This window comes from Caballeronia sp. LZ035 (genome assembly GCF_031451175.1).
In the GTDB taxonomy this organism is placed as follows: Bacteria; Pseudomonadota; Gammaproteobacteria; order Burkholderiales; family Burkholderiaceae; genus Caballeronia.
Genome location: NZ_JARUXS010000001.1, coordinates 3,141,724 through 3,159,460 on the forward strand (window position 1 = coordinate 3,141,724; position 17,737 = coordinate 3,159,460).

The following is a 17,737-nucleotide window of genomic DNA, read 5'->3' on the forward strand; positions in this document are numbered from 1 at the left end:
GAACTATACAGTCCTGTTTTACCGATTGCAAGGGACTACGTGAAGAAAGTTACTCAACAAGGTATTACACGACACTTTAGCGCATGCGCCGGAAGTTAATCGTCCCGATAGACGAGAGAGTCCCGCCGCCTGTATAGCCCGCTTGCGCGACAAGATATACGGTCGTCGGGATCGCGACATTGATACGGCGCGAAGGCGCTACGATACTGCACGGAACCTGAATCTGTCCGGAGGCGAGCAGGATTTGGTTAGCCTGGATGGCGTTGTTCCCAAAATTTTGAAACGTTTGGCTAATCAAACTAATACCCGTCTGAAGGTTCAGTAGGTTGATCGTTCCTGTACCGAAAACCGCGGTTGTCGCCGTTACATCCCAGTCGCCCGCTTGGATTACGAACGCCGCAGCATTACGCACTACGTTAGTCGGAGTCACGATACCTGCGCTTGAGAAGGTTACGTATTCCCCGACAGCGCCGGGTTGCGCGTCATCAGCCAAGATCGTCCCCGCAACGCCAAGGGTAGAACTCGGAGTGATCTGGACGTTGTTCAGAATGAAATTCCCCTCTGCCGCGTTCTGAAAAGCGTTTAGCTCAGCCGCAACAGTGCGCTGGGATATTTGATCTCCGGCGTTGAACGATAGCGCGGTCGTTCCGTCCTGCCCGCGTGTGATAGAAAAAATATTTCCGCTCACCGCAGTTACCAAAACAATCTCGATCTGCGAACCGGTCGCGGTATCGGACAACGTCGCGTAGAACGATTGGCCGGCGCCAACCGCGGGGAACAGCGCAGCGCCAGCCCCGAGCGTAACTGTCGGCGAGGTATTCGTGATCGGCGCCGATAGCGTGCCGATGGGGTTGTTCTTGTACAAAAGGCGTTGGGTTGCCATAGTTCGCACTCCTTAGTCAATAAGGGTCATGATACACCCTCGTTGATTCATATTGTGCGTCTATGTCTCTCTTTGTAGCTTATTGCCCCTCTAAACCCTTAGATGTCTATATCAAATGCTACAAAATAAGGCCCCTGTAAAATTTTTTCGCGCAGAATTTTGGAATTGGGCCCAAGGCTTAGTTCTGCCCGCGCGGGGGCTGGAGGCCAGCACGAAAGGTATTTGTAATAAATGAAAAGCGTTTCTTTTTTGCAAGATTTTGGACGCAGGGATAATTAAACAAATAGATACCTTACTTTTCCTCGCCGGGGCCCCTACATATTCTGGGAGCGTGAAAATGGGGCCCCAAAAACAGCCGGAAACGCGAAACTGCAAGAGACATACAATGCAGTGAGCGCTTACACCGTTATCCAACTAGGACCGGCCTGCCCGGCTGCGGCTCGTGCGGATGCCTCGCAGGAAATAAGGAGGGTCCCTCTGGAGAGAAGGGTTCTCGTAGACGCCTGGCCCTCGCCGGCTTCATGCCTGGGCCCTCTGCCCGCTGGGCGCAACGCCTGGCTCTTGCCTGGCGCTCTATATAGAGCACGCGCGTTCCTACACACGACACGCCATGAATGCACACGTGTAGACATGGTTCATAAACGACCGGTTGAGGCACACGTCGCGGGGTATCTAATGAATGTTCCAAAAACTAGGTTGCATTAGTTTTGCAACGTGATAAGATTCGTTCATGGTTTTTGAAACACAGCCCTGCAACGGAGAGAACAACATGTCCCGCACCTTCGCATACTGCCGCGTGAGCACGACTGAGCAAACAACCGCCAATCAAGTTCTGGAGATTCAGAACGCGGGCTTCTCCCTCGATCCGAAGCGCATCATCGAGGAGAGCATCAGCGGCTCGACCGTCGCAGCCATGCGCCCGGGGTTCGCGAAGCTTTTGGAACGCATGGAAGAAGATGACGTTCTGATCGTCACGAAGCTGGACCGCCTGGGCCGTAACGCGATGGATGTACGCGCCACGGTAGAACGGCTCCAAGACGCGGGTATTCGCGTCCACTGTCTTCAGCTTGGCGGCGCGGATCTGACTAGTCCGACTGGCAAGTTGACCATGACCATTCTGAGCGCGGTAGCGGAGTTTGAACGGGGTCTGCTGATCGAGCGCACGAACGCCGGCCTCGGGCGCGCGAAGGCCGAAGGCAAAGCGCTTGGCCGGCCCGCTGCGCTGTCCGAGGCGGAGGCAGAAGAGGCGCTTGCCCGTCTCGACGCGGGAGAATCGATGGTGAAGGTCGCTGAAGACCTCGGCGTGTCGCGCACGACGCTGCATCGACTGAAGATCGCGAAGGCGGCAGCGTAAATCGATTGGCGCCGCAGCGCGCGAAGCACCTGGGCGCTCGGTGCGCCACTTTCTTGGCCCGCTGGCAACAGCGGGCTTTTTCTATGCGCGATCCCGCCCGTCAAACAGAACGATCTTCGACCAAACAAAAACGGCCCTGAGGGCCGTTTCGTCACACTTTCGGTTCAACAGTGTCGATGCTGGAGCCTTTGCGCGTGCTTAGCAGCTACCAGAGCCTGGATCTGCGCTCGTGCCGCGCTACCTCGCTCCTTTTCCAAGCGTTCCTTCAGGGCATGAGCGATGACGCGAAGAACGTGCTTATCGGCATGTAGGATCTTCACTTGCTGAACAAAGCCTGCGATTCCCAAACCAACGGCGAGCATCCCGAAAAGCTCGTCGGCATACGACTCCGAGATGCTCTGTACGCGGCTAAGGTCGATCGAGACACATCCGCTCCGGCGAAGCTCCGCTAGCACATTGGCGCGCAGTTCCGTTGCCAGACGGCGAGACGACAAATCGGTATGTTCAGGAGTTAAGGCGCAGTTCATAACTCACCCCTCAAGTAATGTAATCAGGTTCGCCGTAGTTTCGTCTGTAGTCTGTGCGGAACCCGTTGCTTCCTGCACAAGAATTTCTCTAATTACTCGTGTATCGAAGCGGACGGCTAGGGCCACACCCTGGCAGTGACTTGGTGCCGCCCGAATGACATGCGGCACTACCGGGGGCTTGTACAGCAAGCTACCGCCCGATGCCAACCAAAGCCGACCACGATACTTCTCAACAAGCGACATCAGCTTCGCCAAGCCGAGACCCATGTGATGGTTGTCGCTCTCCTTGATCGCGGCAAATCCGCCCATGGGGTTCCCCATCATATCCGGAGGAAGCGATTGCATCATATCGTCAACGACCTTGGTCTTCTTAGACGTATTCCCTTTCTGAATACACCAACTGATGGCTTCAGCGTCCGACCCGATGCCCGCGATTCCGGCGCGCTGGGTTTCTCGAAGGAAACCCATGCCGCAATCAGCCAAGGAAAACTCAAACCAGTTGCTGTCTTGCCGCTTCGTGTTACGCCATGTCTGCGCCATCGAGAAACCAGTGCTCTTGCCGTGCGACCAGACGTTGTCATGCAAATCGCCCACAACCTCAGCGAGATCATGCACGAACTGGTCCAAGCCCTTCGCCGCAAAAATATGGCGAATGCAATCGTTGACCCTTTCACTGGCCTGATCAGTGGTCTCGGCGCTCTTTAATAGGACCAGTCCACTGTAGTTTCGACCCTCATTTCTCCGATCGTACGGGTACTCGTCAACTGCGCCCAACGCCGTGGGCAGTCGAAGCGCTTGCGCGTAACCCTGGTTCTGATCGTAATCGAAGCGAAGATCCTCGAAGCGGATCCCGGCGTGTCGCCCCGTAGCCGCCAGCATTGTCCAGTACCCCGGTGAGTAGTGACCCCGCGGGATCTCTTTCACTACTCCCCCGCGTGCACCGTGAAGAAACGCCACCAACCCATCCGTCATCTGCCGTATTCCCGGTTCTTGGTAACGCTAGTCGCTTCTACGCGAATAGCCTTGTTCGCAACGACATGCGCCGGAACAGAGATTCAGCAGCGCTTTCTGCGCTGCTGCTTTGAAAATATCAATTATTGACCGTTTGGTCAATGCCTCGCGTGGAGCGGATGTGGCGCGCGAAGCCTTAGCCAAAGTCATCGGTGAGCGTCTAGCACGCCAGACTGGCGAACGGCGTCCGATGGATATTGGTCGTCCAGCCAGCGCCACGCTTTCATCATTTCCGCTGTCTCGCGATCAACCCGCCCGGACGCAATCGCGGTGCTGGCTGAACTGCCCATGACCGAAGCAATATCGGCACTGCCCTTCGAGGCCGGAACCGCATCCGCCATATCCAGACGATAGAGCGTCTCGGAAACAGTGTTCATCTTCTTGATGAGTTCGACAGCAACAAGGTAGGAAGCAACGTTGTCCGGGACAGCATGAGCACCGTTGCCTGAGGAAAGGGTCTGCATGAATTCCTGCGCGTACGCAAGTCCATCTCCGATTGAGCAAGCGCCAGGACCGGCCCCCGGGGCGGCTACAGTGGCCTCTTTGTAGTTATTCTGAATAAGCAAAAGCACGCCCTGAATCGCGAAATCGGCGTCTGTTTTCTCGGTTATGATTTCCGACTTCAGCCAGTTCCGCCCGGCTAACAAGTCCATTCGCTGAAGCAATTCGATGTGGCGCTGCCGGGTGCTCTCCACCGCATATCGAAGTCGCCAAAGCGTTAGGTCGTCGGCCAGCGCGTCAAATCGCTGTCGTTCGACGGGCGTCAGGTAGTCCCCTATCGGTCCTCCGCCCTTGGCTTTGCTGCTCAGAGCGGCAAGCTTCGCGGACGCCGCCATGACCCGCTTCAAGTCAATCGTTACGCGAGCGTTTGACGCGCCGTATGCCGCGGTAAATGCGGTTGGCACATCGCACTGCGCGCTTGCAGTTGAAGACAGGGCCAAAGCAGACGCAATGGTGACTCCAGCAAACAGATGAACGGGCTTCATTAAGCACCTTCGATTGATTGTTTTGGTCGTGAAGGGCATAACGGAGCGCCGGCCAAGAAACTTAAGTCGCGGATCTGCCTAGGCTCCTAGGCTTGACGGGCTTGCTTGCTGTAACAAGACTGGCGCAAGATGAAAGGCTGTTCCGGGCGCGGAATTATTGGAATCCTGTATATACATACAGGTGAAACTATGGGGTCGCTTTTCTCTCACCGTTCTTAGGTGAGGCCACGCGAGTGCTGGGCTTCACCGTTCGAGGGACGTGGCGCCCGTAGTTATGCGGAGACGGACACCCAGACCGCATACTCGGCGGATAAATGTTGCGGTCGCAGTGCGGGCACCGGCGGGCTTTGTAGGCTGCTAGATCGGCATCCGGCCTCATATCGCGTGCTTCCAACGGAAATCCCGCAACGCGCTCTAGAAGCAATGCGGCGCGCACCGGAATATAGCCCCTCTTCACCCAGTTATATCCGGCGGGGCGCTCCATGCCGATGGCTACCGCCAAGTCTCCGGGCGAGTCGTTCGCCCAGGCGATGGCTTTCAACAGCGCCTTTGCTTTCATCGCCATGTAGAACAATTCGATCTCGGCGCGGAACGCCGCGTCCTTTCCCGCCTTCAGCTTAGCCATGATCCCTTCGCCCCAATTTCGTAACTGCGGCCTCTCCGAGGCCCTGGTTGATCGATACCTGCTGCTGTACTTCCCATATCCGTCCTACGCTTTCTACCCCGCGAACTCGATACCGCCACCTGTTGCCGACACGCCTGCGCTGCTCCTATTTCTACCCGGCGCTTCGTCCAGTGCTTCTTACCAAATGCTACTTTTCACCTTTTGCTCCAAGCATTTCAGGGGGTCGCCTTGCGCCCCTGAGTCTTGCTCTCTCTACACGTAGAAGACGCGCTGGAAAGCGTCTTTCTACGTAGTAGATAGGAGAGTTTGTTTTTCCAAACCTGTTTCCCCAAACTCCTTGCTGGGTAAGAGGTTTGGGGAAACAAAGTGGAAAAACAAGATTTTGGCTACTTTTGTTTCTCCACTTTGCCTTTCGCCCCAAAACCCTTGCTGGGTAAGGGTTTTGGAGAAACAAAGCGATTAACCAACTTGTTCAAAAAAACTTTGTACCGGACAGTTCAAAATCTGCCTCTCCGCAAACGCAATCCCAGCAAGGGTTTTGGGGAAACAAGGGGGTGGAGAGCGGGGTGAAAATGTTGTTTCTCCACTTTCCCTGTTTTCCTTTTGCTACAAGCGCTTTTCTACTCAATTTCCCGGAAAATCCAACACTTCGGGCAAGGTTTCGGCGCCAAAAGCCTCCGTCTCGTCGATCAGCTTCAACCCGTCCGCGGTGAAATTCAGGGTATCGATCGGCTTGCCGCGCTTGCGCATTTCGACAGTTCCGAGATACCCGTCCGACAGCGCGTCTTCGATAGCATTGGTCACGGCACGGGAGACCACGCCATCGAACTCCGCGCATTGTTTGTAGAGCGCACGGGCCAGGGTCGCTTTCGTGAAGGGTTCCAGATCAGTGTCCACAGTGTTGCGGGCATGCACGGCGCGGACGATGGCCTTGTAGCGGTCCATTACCATCTCGCCCATGCTTCGGACCGGTTCTATGCGCGCCGGGCGTGCGTGCGGGTCTTTCTCTACCGGCGCAACAACGATGGACGTGACGGGCTTGCCCTTGGGCGTTTCGCCCACTGGCAGGACGGTGAAGCGGTACTTGAATTCGATACCCTCCTGACCGCCCTTGATCTTCACCACGCGCACGGTACGCAGGTGCTTATCGTCTTTGTCGCGCAGCGCCACGATGGTGTAATCCGCCGCACCTGTGAGCGAGCTCGCGCCTCGGATACCCTTGTCTTCGTGAGCCTCGCCTTTGGGGGAGTGGGCGACGATGAGCACGTTCGCATTCATCACACGCGCAATAGTGTTGCAGTTGCGGGCCACCGCGGAGATTTCGCCGTTCTCGTTCTCGTTGATGCCGTCCGTGACTTGCGCAAGCGTATCGAGCACGATGAAGCAGGGGCGGTTCTTGGGCCCCGTGGACTCCTTGAACTCCAGCAAGTCCCCGATGAATTTGCGCAACCCTTCTTCCGTGTTGACCGTCACCCCGGCTTCGACGGTGTAGAAAGGAATGTGCGTGTCTCCCAAGCCGTGGAACTGTCGATAAGCGTCTGCACGGTTGTTGAAGTCGGACGCGCCTTCCGCCACGACATAGAACACGTCCCGCTGTTCGACTTCCCGGCCGTGCCAAGGTGTACCGCGCGCAATGCTGTGCGTCATATCGAGGGCAACACCTGACTTGCCGGTAGTGGGCTGACCGTAGATAACGCCGACAGCCGCGTCCGGGATAAATCCTTCAACCAACGGGTCTAGGTACTTCGAACGGCGGTCACGCTGATTCGCCCACTGGTGCGGCGAGGGTCCGCTTCGCTCACCCTCTTCAACGGTATCGAAGCCCTCATCTGCCGGCGCTTCAGCCGGGCGCTTGGCCTTGTTCCATGCGCGCTGCGATTGACGATGCGGCTGAGCGGCGTAAGACTTGCCCGCGGCCGGCCAGTTAGGCATAAGCGTGTTGGCATAGTTGTCGAATGAGATGCCTTTGAGACGAATGATTTTCGCCATCGCAATGTGTGCGCGCGACGGGTCATGCGCGCCCTGGAACACGCCCTCGTGCCACGCCTTCATAAGCCAGGGAGTCTTCGCAACGATCTCCGTCTCCCAGCGGGTAAGCGCGTCCAGACCGTCTTCGTCTACGCGTGCGTACTTATCTTCCTCAGGGTCAAAGTCGAAATCGCGATCCGAAGCCGCGGAGGGAGACTCCGCCGCGAAGCCCTCAAGGAACGACACATCCACCGTATCCCGGTCGCCGTCCGTGTAGAAGCCGCTGCGCACGGCGACCGGATTGCGCTCACGAATGATCGGGGCCGCTGTGTAGTGGACCTGGATAGGATCGAACACAGACTCGTCCACGCCATCCGTGGCAGTCGCCCACGGGCGCATTTCGGCGCTTGTCTTCGCTTCGGAGAGCCAGAACCATACGTGCGCCTTCAGCGTGTCGCTGTTGTCCTTCGTCTCTTCTTTCTTCTCATCTGCGAATCCCACGAAGCCTGCTGAGGCGGAAAGCTGCCAGTGGAAATTGACGCCGTGGAACTGCTCCGGCAGGCGGGTTTCGATGAAATGCAGGATCCACGTTTCCGGCGCCACGTGCGGCATATCTTCGACGAGTGAAAACGATTCGTCGCGGAACGCGTCAACGTCCACCATGATGGCGTGCGACGGGCGATCCTTGAACAGCGTTTTGCGCCTCCACGTGCGTCCCTCAGACGGGCTTTCGTCGTCTTTCGAGGCGCGCGCCAGCTCCACGGCGGCGAACCCCTCAAACCCGCCACGGATTACGCACGCACGGCGTTCATTTTCGAGTTCGTCCAGCAGCGCCGAGAGTTCACGGATACTGCTCACGCGGCGCACTTCAGGAACATAAGAAGTGGCCTTGTCATACTCGCCAATCGTGCCATCGTCCTTCCATACCTTCGTCAGCAGCGCGGGTTGACTGCCCGATCCCGTACCCTTACGAGCATCTCGCAAGAGCGTTATATCGTCATGCGCCGTGGCAACACGCAGATCAGCGTCGTTAGTTTTTCCTTGCTCAGTCTTATCGCTGTTGCTATAGTGATAACCGTTGAGCTGTTTGCCGTTCTGATGCATATCCATTAGAATGGTTCCTGTGCATAAGTTGTGGATAAGGCGTTGATAAGTGTTGCAACCCCTTGATCCGCCAGTGTTTCCTTCCTCCCGCAAAGATTCGGGAAACACGCCTGGACTACCTTAAGACCCTGCCCTTGCGCAGGGTTTTTGTTTTTGATCTACGCATCGATCCGATCGACTTCCGATGCGATAGCCCGCATCACGGCTTCTCTTCAGTCTCCGTCTCAAAAGTCTCAACGCGACCCGCTAGAAACGTCTCCAAGACATTCCTAGGCCACCCAACACATTTCGGTCCAAGCTTCACCGCGGGCGGCAGATTGCCATTAGCACGCCAACGCTTGATAGTGATCGGGTTGACGTTGAACATCTTAGAAACGTCCTTGACCCGAATGAACTCGTCTAGCATCACAGCTGTAGACATATTCAGCTCCTTCATTAGGTACATTGAGATTCAATGTACCGAGTATACGACTCATAAAATAGATTTGTCAAATCGATAGCCGTAATCTATAGCAGTTGCTATAGATTATCTGCGCACTCCGCAATGGTGATTCGATAATGCACGCTACGCCCAGGCAACCCGGCCAATGTTGTTGCGGACTTTGAAAAAGAAAAAGCCAGGCTTCCCCGGCTCTTTCTCCCTGCTCCCTACCAATCTCGCTAGTCTAAACTGCGCTTCCCGCTTCCCGCTGAGCGATGAAGGCCTCAACGGTCGCCGGCCGATAAACCGCGACACGCGGCGCCAGCTTAATGGGCTTCGGAAAATATCCTTGTGCGATCCAAGACCAAAGCGCGCCCTCGGTGATTCCGAGAATCTCCGCTACTTGGCGGGGCCGGAGAAGATCAAGGTTAGTGGTTTCCATAATGCTGCGTCCTGTTAGCTCTGTGAGTACCGTATATAGTAACTCGCGGGAGCGGACTAGTGGGCTAGGCCGTCGCCTAAATCGAAGTCATTGGAAGCACCGCGATATTCATATATCTAAGTCAAATTCATTTCCGTTCTCCAGTCAGGGCGTCAAACGGCGCCGCTGTCTTCGGCTTCGCCGTCCAGAATCGACGACAGATCGAGCGGACGCGGGAACAGCCAGTTCCAAACTACCGAAAGGCCGATGGACAGAAGCACGGCGAGGAACATCGTTGCGATTGTGAGAACGAGCGCTTTCATGATGTTTTCCTTAGTTCAGAGTTTCGGTTTCGTCGAATTGATAGCCCGCCCAAGCCGTGCGGGTCATTACAAGGGCCATCCAAACTTTCCTTGCGCGGTCTAGATCGTCTTCCAACCGCTGATTCACTTCTCCCACCGGGGTCCATCCGTTACGCGCTTGGAGCCATTCAACGACTTCCCAAGCGGCTTCTATTCTGGCGTCCAAGTCAGCGATTACCGCTTGGACGTATTCAGGGGAGTGGTTCATTTCCGTTTCTCCTAGAAGCGGTATTTGAATTCGACGACATTGGCGCCTTTCCACAACGCCGGCGTATGCGTTTCGTCGAACTTGGTCGGGAGGAAGTAATGCTTGAGGCTCAGAGTCGCATTACCGCGGCCAATACTGACGCCCACTACCTGCCCCAATTGCAAACCGTGAGGCGTGGAGACAGCCAGCGTACGCGGGGCCGCGCCTTCAGTTACCTGCCAGTTGTAGACGCTCACGTCCCACGATGGCCGATACGGGAACAGCCCGGCTTCGATTCCGAACCGCGTGCCGCCATACATAATCCACGGCTCCAGCGTGAGCGCGATGCCTTGCGCATTGCCATTGCCCACGAACGTAGCCAGCGGGGCGTTATAGCCCGGTTGCTTGATCAACGCCTGACGGGGAACGCTGTAGTTCGCGTCAATCGGCGTGCAATCGCAGCTTGAAGACACATGGCCAAGATTTACGTAATCGACGTGCCAGTCCATGCCATACGATCCGCGGGAATACAGTGTTCCCGTCACGCCGGCAGAGAACCCGTAGGTATGCAGGTTGAGAACGTGCGGCAGGCCCTGCTGATACCACGTGCCGTCTCCTTGGGTGCCGTAGTTCGTGCTGGAAACCCCCGCTTCAAAGGAAACCGCGTGGGCAAGAACAGGAAGCGATAAAGCCAAAGCAGCGAGGGCGCATTTCATGATTGCGATTCCCCGCTGAAGTCTCTCGCCTGGGCTTCACGCTGCGCAATGAACGCTTCGATGTATTCCGACCGCCAAGCGACGCTGTTCGGCCCAATTTTGATTGGGCTCGCAATCAGGCCTTTGGCTTGCCACTTGTCGATTGTCGAAAGGCTCACGCTGAGCATTTCCGCCAGTTGCTTGCGCCGTACCATATAGAAACTCATGCCGACTCTCCCGGAAGGTCGGGAGCGCCGATAACGCGCGCCGGCCGATTGGCAAGCCAGTTTTCTAAGTCTTCCCGGCGATAGCGAATCTGCTTGCTGATCGTCCCGTTGATCGGAACATCAACGATGGTGAAGGGGATGTTCTGATAGCCCGTGATGCGCCAGTCATTGAGCGTCTGGCCGGTCACGCCCAGGCGGGCGGCGGCATTCGTGGTATCGAGAAGCCCATCGGTTGAGATGGGAGGCACACCAATCGGTGCGCCGTTATTGAAGTCGAGAAGCATCAAGCAACCCCTGAAGAGGAGTCGCCAGCCCAGAAAGGCGAAAAGGGAGTTAGGCCGGCGACTTGTCGCCATACCTAACCCCCTTCAGGGTTCCAACTTGGTGTTCCCGATAGCTTCCAGCGGGTATGAATCGCCGGGTCGTCTATCGCACCCTGAGGATTTATTAAGACGCCTCAGCCGCCTGCGCACCGATAGAGAGATGTGCGCCTGAGATGAATAGTAAGACCTGTTCCAGCGGAATACAAGCCGCTACGACTCGTTACAGCATTTTTTTCGACTACTGTTTGCGAATAGAAAATCGCGTTTATGCAACATGCATAGAGGGGAAACCCTTTAAAATCAGTCATATACAAGAACTAAGGACCGCTAATCATGGGGAAGTTAAGAAAGGCATTCACCCTTATGGTGATGTCAACTGCCTGCTGGATCATGACGAAAGAGAATGCCCGCCTCTGGGGGCCACTGCGCTTTGCGCTGACTGCCGTGGTAGTGGAGCGGGTTCCTGCTATACCCGTCTCCGCCACGGTCAAGGATTCGCCTTAACCAACTCGACCAGATAGTTACTCCAGAACGCCATCATTTCGCGACGTTCCGCAAGATATTCTCCGCGGTGGTAGATCCCGCGAACCCCCGGACGCTTATGGGCTAGTTGCGCCTCGATAACGTCGCTGTTGTAGCCCTTCTCATGCAGTAGCGTCGAAGCAGTGGAGCGAAAGCCGTGCGGCGTGTGTGCAGTCTTGCCGTCGCATATATTGCGCATGGCGTTATGCAACGCGCTCGCGCCCATCGGCATGTTATCTGTCCGGTGATTCGGGAACACGAATTCACTCTTCCCGCGAATCGTTCGCAACGCTTCGAAGATCGCAACCGTTGCATCAGTCAACGGAACGATGTGATCGCGACGCATCTTCATGCGCGTAGCCGGTACGCTCCAGACCCGCGCATCTGTGTCCACTTCGCCCCAACGGGCGCCGAGCATCGCGCTAGGCCGAAGAAACGTATGAGCGAGCAGATTCAGCGCGTATCGCGTCCACGGACTTCCGCCGTACGCATCGATTCGGGCAAGCAAGTCCTTCAGATCATCTTCAGCCGTCACAGCGGCTAAATGCTCGGTCTGAACAGGCGTCAATGCTCCGCGCACATCTGCTGCGATGTTCCGCTCCGCCCGTCCGGTAATGACGGCGTACTGGAGCACTTTGGAGACGAGCTGATGAATTTTGATCGCCAGCGCGAAAGCCTTCCGCTTCTCGATTGCTGCGATCAAGTCCAGCACATCGGCAGAACGAATTGCGCCCGCGGGTAAATGTCCGATCTTGGAATACGCATCACCCTTCAGCCGGTTCTTTACAGTCTGCGCGTACTTTTTCGACCAACCGTTCGATTGCTTCTCGATCCACTCTTCTGCAATCGCCTTGAACGAATCCCGCCCGCCTTCCTTCGCTTGGGCAGCGCGCTTCTCCGTGAGCGGGTCTTTGCCATCAGAGAGCAGCCCGCGGGCTTCGTTTCGCTTATCCCGTGCCTGAATCAGAGTCACTGTCGGGTACGCGCCCAGCGCAGTTGTGCGCTCCATGCCGTTGAACCGATACTTCAGGCGCCAGAGTTTGGAGCCTTCAGGCGTGACAGCAATATAAAGCCCGCCGCCGTCAGACAGCTTGTAGGGCTTTTCCCGCGCCTTGGCGTTCTTCAGTTGGGCGTCAGTCAAGGGCTTGACGATGCGAGGCATAGGCAGATTCGGAACGTAGGGGATGCGAAATTATAGCAAGAGAAATACCCCAAAATCCCCGAAAAGATCCTCTACCCCCTGCCATCCCCTTACAGCGCAATACAACACAAACGACAAATTTTCGTTATAATTCAGATGCTTATTACAGCGATTGGTAGCGCGTTACAATTGTTTGTTGATTCTTGATGGGAACCACCATGTCTGATCTGTTCGACGAATACCCAATGCTTATCTTCGCGCTCGAGTCGCTCGTGGCGCTTGGCTTGCTGATCTTCATCGTCGTATGGACGGCGTCAGGCAAGAAGAAGCACCAGAACCGCACCAACGACCCGGCGAAGCGCCGCTGAAACCGGCCTGCACGCCGGGAAAAATTGCCGCTGGCGACGCTCAATGAAGCGTGCGCGGCATGTGCAGCGCAAATTCCGCGACCGGCGCCTCGAAGCGCTCACCGTCTTCCGCCACGCAGAAATATTCACCGCGCATCGTGCCCACCGGCGTCGCGATCACCGCCCAGCTCGTGTATTCGAACTGTTCGCCCGGAGGCAGCAACGGCTGGTGTCCGACCACGCCGAGCCCCTTCACTTCCTGGACGTGATCGTTGCTGTCGGTGATGATCCAGTGCCGCGAGATCAACTGCGCCGCGACGTCGCCGGTATTGCGAATCGTCAGCGTGTAGGCAAAAGCGTACTGCCGGCTGTCGGGGTCCGACTGCTCCGGCAGATACCGCGTCTCCACGGATACGCTGAATTCGTACTGAGCCATCGTGGTTCCAGTTACAGGTCAATGAATGAATGCATCGACCAGGCGACCGGCCGCTGCGCCGCGACCAAATCCGGGAAACGGCGCGCCGCCGCGCCGCCATTGGTCTGGCATTCTGCTTCATGCGCGGGCTGCCCGCAACACGAACGGCGCCGCGACGCCATATCCGTGCATTCCGTGGATTCCTCCTAGGCCGTTCGGACGAAGGACTCGTTTGAACAACGCGAGTTAAAATCACGCTTCCAAGTCGCTACTTCTCTCTATACGTCCATGGCGCCATTCCATATCGCTCCCAGCATCTTGTCGGCGGATTTCTCCCGCCTCGGCGAGGAAGTCCGCAACGTCGTCGCCGCCGGCGCCGACTGGATTCACTTCGACGTCATGGATAACCACTTCGTCCCGAACCTGACCATCGGACCGATGGTGTGCGAGGCCATCCGCCCGCACGTCGACGTGCCCATCGACGTGCATCTGATGGTCGAGCCCGTCGACCGCATCGTGCCCGATTTCGCCAAGGCCGGCGCCAACGTCATCAGCTTCCATCCGGAAGGGTCGGTTCACATCGACCGGACGCTCTCGCTGATCCGCGATCACGGCTGCAAGGCCGGTCTCGTGTTCAATCCGGCCACGCCGCTCCACTATCTCGACTACGTGATGGACAAGCTCGATCTCGTGCTCATCATGTCGGTCAATCCGGGCTTCGGCGGCCAGTCGTTCATTCCCGAGGCACTCGTCAAGCTGCGTGAAGCCCGCAAGCGCATCGACGCCTATCGCGACCGCACGGGCCGCACGATCCATCTGGAGATCGACGGCGGCGTGAAGATCGACAACATCGCGGAAATTGCCGCGGCCGGCGCGGACACGTTCGTCGCGGGCTCGGCCATCTTCGGCAAGCACGACTACAAGCAAGTGATCGACGCCATGCGCGCCGAACTCGCCAAGGCAGGAGCACAGGCATGAGCGAGAATGCGGCAGCGCAGACGCCCTTCGTGAATCGGCCCATCCGGGCAGCCATCATCGATCTCGACGGCACCATGGTCGACACCGCGGACGACTTCGTCGCCGCACTGAACGCGATGCTCGCGCGCATCGCAGTGGAACAGCCCGTCACGCGCGCGGAAGTCACGGACTACGTCGGCAAGGGTTCGGAGAATCTGATTCGCAGCGTGCTCGCGGCGCGGTTGCCGCACTCGCAGGCGGTTGCCCAGTTCGACGACGCCCTCGCCATCTATCAAAGCGAATACGCGAAGGTCAACGGCAAGCATTCGACGCTGTTTCCAGAAGTGCGCGAAGGGCTCGAAGCCATGCGCGAACTCGGCATCGCGCTGGCCTGCGTGACCAACAAGCCGCATCGCTTCGCGGTGGAACTGCTCGCGCACTTCGGCATCGCGGATTACTTCAGGGTGATTCTTGGCGGCGACTCGCTTCCCGCAAAGAAGCCCGATCCCCTGCCGATGATCACCGCCTGCGAACGTCTCGACGTGCTAACGCGTGAAACCGTGGCGGTCGGCGACTCCGAGAATGACGCTCTCGCGGGCCGTGCGGCGGGCCTCGCAACCTTGACCGTTCCGTACGGTTACAATCATGGCAAGCCTGTGCAATCGGTGAAGTCCGATGGTATAGTCACCTCGCTGCGCACGGCAGCACTGGCGATAGCCGCCACCTTGGCGCCGCCGGACACCACCCTGACTGAATAAGTCCATCAATCATGTTTCTCAACAGAAAACGGAGTCTGAGCAGCATCGACCGGGGAGCCTGGCCCTGGCGTCGCTGGTCGCGCTAACCTCGCCCGAGGTCTGCTGAAGCCATGTCGCTCCCTGCCGCATCCGCTTCAGCATCCGTTTTTTGTTTCGCTGCGCACTTCCGCGCCGTTTCTGTCGAACCGTTTTACGTGCATCTTGCGCCCACCGCGCATCGAGCCGAACTTCCTTCGCGCGTCCCGCGTGAATGATTCGCCCGGAGCCGCTTCGCCTCGTCGAAGCGGCAAGGTCGCCGTATGCGATGATCACGGGAAACGACCGCCCGCAGCGCCCGCTTTTCCCCGATGCCGCGCCTCCCGAACCCCGCCCGGCACGCAAAGGATCGCAACATGACCGAACTCGAATTCCAATCGCTGGCGAACGAAGGCTACAACCGCATTCCGTTGATCGCCGAAGCCCTCGCCGACCTCGAAACACCGCTCTCTCTTTATCTCAAACTCGCGCAGCCCGAGCGCAATGGCGCGAACTCGTTCCTGCTGGAATCCGTCGTGGGCGGCGAGCGCTTCGGGCGCTACTCGTTCATCGGCCTGCCGGCGCGCACCATCCTCACCGTGCAGAACGGCAAGTCGCACGTGCTCACCGACGGCAAGGTCGTCGAGACGGATGAAGGCGATCCGCTGGCGTTCATCGAGACTTATCAGAAGCGTTTCAAGGTTGCGACCCGTCCGGGCCTGCCGCGCTTCTGCGGCGGCCTGGCCGGCTATTTCGGTTATGACGCGGTGCGCTATATCGAAAAGAAGCTTGCCGACACCGCGCCCCCCGACGATCTCAATCTCCCCGACATCCAGTTGCTGCTGACCGAGGAAGTCGCGGTCATCGACAATCTCGCGGGCAAGCTCTACCTGATCGTCTACGCCGACCCGACCCGCCCCGAAGCCTATGCCCGCGCGAAGCAGCGCCTGCGCGAACTGCGGTCGCGGCTGCGCGCGACGGTGCAGCCGCCGGTGACGTCGGCCAGCGTGCGCACCGAAACCTTCCGCGAGTTCAAAAAGGACGATTACCTGAACGCCGTGCGGCGCGCGAAGGAGTACATCGCGGCGGGCGAACTGATGCAGGTGCAGGTCGGCCAGCGCCTGATCAAGCCGTTCCGCGACAATCCGCTGTCGCTGTACCGCGCGCTGCGCTCGCTGAATCCGTCGCCGTACATGTACTACTACAACTTCGGCGGCGAAGTGCATGTGGTGGGCGCGTCGCCGGAAATCCTGGTGCGCCAGGAAAAGCGCGCCGACGATCACATCGTCACCATCCGCCCGCTCGCCGGAACACGTCCGCGCGGCAACACGCCCGAGCGCGACGCCGAACTCGCCACCGAACTGCTGAACGATCCCAAGGAAGTCGCCGAGCACGTGATGCTGATCGACCTCGCGCGCAACGACGTCGGCCGGATTGCGCAGACGGGGTCAGTCACGGTGACGGACAAGCTGGTCATCGAAAAGTACTCGCACGTGCAGCACATCGTGAGTTCGGTCGAAGGCAAGCTGAAGCACGGCATGAACAACTTCGACGTGCTGCGCGCCACCTTCCCCGCCGGCACGCTGTCCGGCGCCCCGAAGGTCCGCGCGATGCAACTGATCGACGAGCTCGAACCCGTCAAGCGCGGGCTGTATGGCGGCGCGGTCGGTTATCTGTCGTTCAGCGGCGAAATGGATCTGGCTATCGCGATCCGTACCGGCGTCATCCACAAGGGCAACCTGTATGTGCAGGCGGCGGCGGGCGTCGTCGCCGATTCGGTGCCCGAATCCGAATGGCAAGAGACGGAGAACAAGGCGCGCGCCGTGTTGCGTGCCGCCGAGCAGGTGCAAGACGGCCTCGACAGCGACTTCTGAGGAGACAAGACCATGCTGCTGATGATCGACAACTACGACTCCTTCACGTACAACCTGGTCCAGTACTTCGGCGAGCTCGGCGAGGACGTGCGCACCTTCCGCAACGACGAGATCACGCTCGATGAAATCGCGAAGCTCGCGCCCGAGCGCATTTGCCTCTCGCCAGGACCGAGCAATCCGCAACATGCGGGCATCACGCTCGACGTGCTGCGCGAATTCTCCGGCAAGCTGCCCATTCTCGGCGTCTGCCTCGGCCATCAGGCGATCGGCGAAGCATTTGGCGGACGCGTCGTGCGCGCGCAGACCATCATGCACGGCAAGGTGAGTCAGATCGAGACAGACTGTAAAGGCGTGTTCGCCGACTTGCCCAAACACTTCAACGTGACGCGCTATCACTCGCTGGCGATTGAACGCGAATCCCTGCCCGACTGTCTGGAAGTGTCCGCGTGGACGCCGGACGGCGAGATCATGGGCGTGCGCCACCGTGAACTCGAAGTGGAAGGCGTGCAGTTCCATCCGGAATCGATTCTGTCGGAACACGGCCACGCGCTGCTCGAAAATTTTGTGAAGCACACGGCCACGTCCGGCCAACGCGCTTGAACGGGCTCGAGAAC

At 58.0% G+C, this 17,737-nt stretch carries 20 protein-coding genes; 6 read left to right on the forward strand and 14 right to left on the reverse strand.

Annotated elements, in window-relative coordinates; genetic code table 11:
- Positions 1-76: 76 nt before the first annotated feature.
- On the reverse strand, positions 77-883 hold the full coding sequence (locus tag QCE88_RS14700; RefSeq protein WP_309903026.1) for a hypothetical protein: 807 nt from the start codon (positions 881-883) through the stop codon (positions 77-79).
- A gap of 769 nt (positions 884-1,652) precedes the next feature.
- Between QCE88_RS14700 and QCE88_RS14705 the strand changes: the two genes are divergently transcribed.
- Positions 1,653-2,237, forward strand: a complete 585-nt coding sequence (locus tag QCE88_RS14705; protein WP_309903028.1) for a recombinase family protein — start codon at positions 1,653-1,655, stop codon at positions 2,235-2,237.
- Between the two features lie 164 nt (positions 2,238-2,401).
- Here the strand turns inward: QCE88_RS14705 and QCE88_RS42050 are convergent, their stop codons facing one another.
- From QCE88_RS42050 to QCE88_RS14755, 12 genes are all read right to left on the reverse strand, one after another.
- The gene (locus tag QCE88_RS42050) at positions 2,402-2,764 is read right to left on the reverse strand and encodes an STAS-like domain-containing protein (protein ID WP_409018094.1); all 363 of its coding nucleotides are present in this window, start codon (positions 2,762-2,764) and stop codon (positions 2,402-2,404) included.
- Between the two features lie 3 nt (positions 2,765-2,767).
- Entirely contained in the window at positions 2,768-3,643 is an 876-nt protein-coding gene (locus QCE88_RS14710; protein WP_309903030.1) for a hypothetical protein, read from the reverse strand.
- 278 nt (positions 3,644-3,921) lie between these two features.
- Positions 3,922-4,800, reverse strand: coding sequence for a hypothetical protein (locus QCE88_RS14715; RefSeq protein ID WP_309903032.1), 879 nt, complete (start codon positions 4,798-4,800; stop codon positions 3,922-3,924).
- A gap of 148 nt (positions 4,801-4,948) precedes the next feature.
- Complete coding sequence (locus QCE88_RS14720; protein WP_309903034.1) at positions 4,949-5,386, reverse strand: hypothetical protein; 438 nt, start codon at positions 5,384-5,386, stop codon at positions 4,949-4,951.
- A gap of 624 nt (positions 5,387-6,010) precedes the next feature.
- Positions 6,011-8,464 (reverse strand): AAA family ATPase, encoded by a 2,454-nt coding sequence (locus QCE88_RS14725; protein WP_309903036.1) that lies wholly within the window; start codon positions 8,462-8,464, stop codon positions 6,011-6,013.
- Positions 8,465-9,123: 659 nt separating this feature from the next.
- A complete protein-coding gene (locus QCE88_RS42055) occupies positions 9,124-9,321 on the reverse strand; it encodes a helix-turn-helix transcriptional regulator (protein ID WP_409018095.1) in 198 nt (65 codons plus the stop codon).
- Between the two features lie 152 nt (positions 9,322-9,473).
- The gene (locus QCE88_RS14730; RefSeq protein ID WP_309903038.1) at positions 9,474-9,623 is read right to left on the reverse strand and encodes a hypothetical protein; all 150 of its coding nucleotides are present in this window, start codon (positions 9,621-9,623) and stop codon (positions 9,474-9,476) included.
- Positions 9,624-9,633: 10 nt separating this feature from the next.
- Positions 9,634-9,870, reverse strand: coding sequence for a hypothetical protein (locus QCE88_RS14735; RefSeq protein ID WP_309903040.1), 237 nt, complete (start codon positions 9,868-9,870; stop codon positions 9,634-9,636).
- A gap of 11 nt (positions 9,871-9,881) precedes the next feature.
- Positions 9,882-10,565, reverse strand: a complete 684-nt coding sequence (locus tag QCE88_RS14740; protein ID WP_309903041.1) for a hypothetical protein — start codon at positions 10,563-10,565, stop codon at positions 9,882-9,884.
- Positions 10,562-10,771, reverse strand: a complete 210-nt coding sequence (locus tag QCE88_RS14745) for an AlpA family phage regulatory protein (RefSeq protein ID WP_309903042.1) — start codon at positions 10,769-10,771, stop codon at positions 10,562-10,564. Before QCE88_RS14745 ends, QCE88_RS14740 begins: the two co-directional genes overlap by 4 nt.
- The gene (locus QCE88_RS14750; RefSeq protein WP_309903043.1) at positions 10,768-11,055 is read right to left on the reverse strand and encodes a helix-turn-helix domain-containing protein; all 288 of its coding nucleotides are present in this window, start codon (positions 11,053-11,055) and stop codon (positions 10,768-10,770) included. Before QCE88_RS14750 ends, QCE88_RS14745 begins: the two co-directional genes overlap by 4 nt.
- 526 nt (positions 11,056-11,581) lie before the next feature.
- Positions 11,582-12,778 carry a phage integrase central domain-containing protein gene (locus QCE88_RS14755; RefSeq protein WP_309903044.1) on the reverse strand — a complete coding sequence of 399 codons (1,197 nt, stop codon included), beginning with the start codon at positions 12,776-12,778 and terminating at the stop codon, positions 11,582-11,584.
- 197 nt (positions 12,779-12,975) lie between these two features.
- Here QCE88_RS14755 and QCE88_RS14760 point away from each other — a divergent pair, with 197 nt between their 5' ends.
- Complete coding sequence (locus QCE88_RS14760) at positions 12,976-13,125, forward strand: hypothetical protein (protein WP_309903046.1); 150 nt, start codon at positions 12,976-12,978, stop codon at positions 13,123-13,125.
- 40 nt (positions 13,126-13,165) lie between these two features.
- Here QCE88_RS14760 and apaG read toward each other — a convergent pair whose 3' ends face one another.
- Positions 13,166-13,540 carry a Co2+/Mg2+ efflux protein ApaG gene (gene apaG / locus QCE88_RS14765; RefSeq protein WP_309903048.1) on the reverse strand — a complete coding sequence of 125 codons (375 nt, stop codon included), beginning with the start codon at positions 13,538-13,540 and terminating at the stop codon, positions 13,166-13,168.
- 267 nt (positions 13,541-13,807) lie between these two features.
- Here apaG and rpe point away from each other — a divergent pair, with 267 nt between their 5' ends.
- From rpe to QCE88_RS14785, 4 genes are all read left to right on the forward strand, one after another.
- Positions 13,808-14,497, forward strand: a complete 690-nt coding sequence (rpe, locus tag QCE88_RS14770) for a ribulose-phosphate 3-epimerase (RefSeq protein WP_309903050.1) — start codon at positions 13,808-13,810, stop codon at positions 14,495-14,497.
- Positions 14,494-15,234, forward strand: coding sequence for a phosphoglycolate phosphatase (locus tag QCE88_RS14775; protein ID WP_309903052.1), 741 nt, complete (start codon positions 14,494-14,496; stop codon positions 15,232-15,234). Before rpe ends, QCE88_RS14775 begins: the two co-directional genes overlap by 4 nt.
- 392 nt (positions 15,235-15,626) lie before the next feature.
- Complete coding sequence (trpE, locus tag QCE88_RS14780) at positions 15,627-17,123, forward strand: anthranilate synthase component I (protein ID WP_309903054.1); 1,497 nt, start codon at positions 15,627-15,629, stop codon at positions 17,121-17,123.
- Between the two features lie 12 nt (positions 17,124-17,135).
- A complete protein-coding gene (locus tag QCE88_RS14785) occupies positions 17,136-17,723 on the forward strand; it encodes an aminodeoxychorismate/anthranilate synthase component II (RefSeq protein ID WP_309833461.1) in 588 nt (195 codons plus the stop codon).
- Positions 17,724-17,737 lie beyond the last annotated feature (14 nt).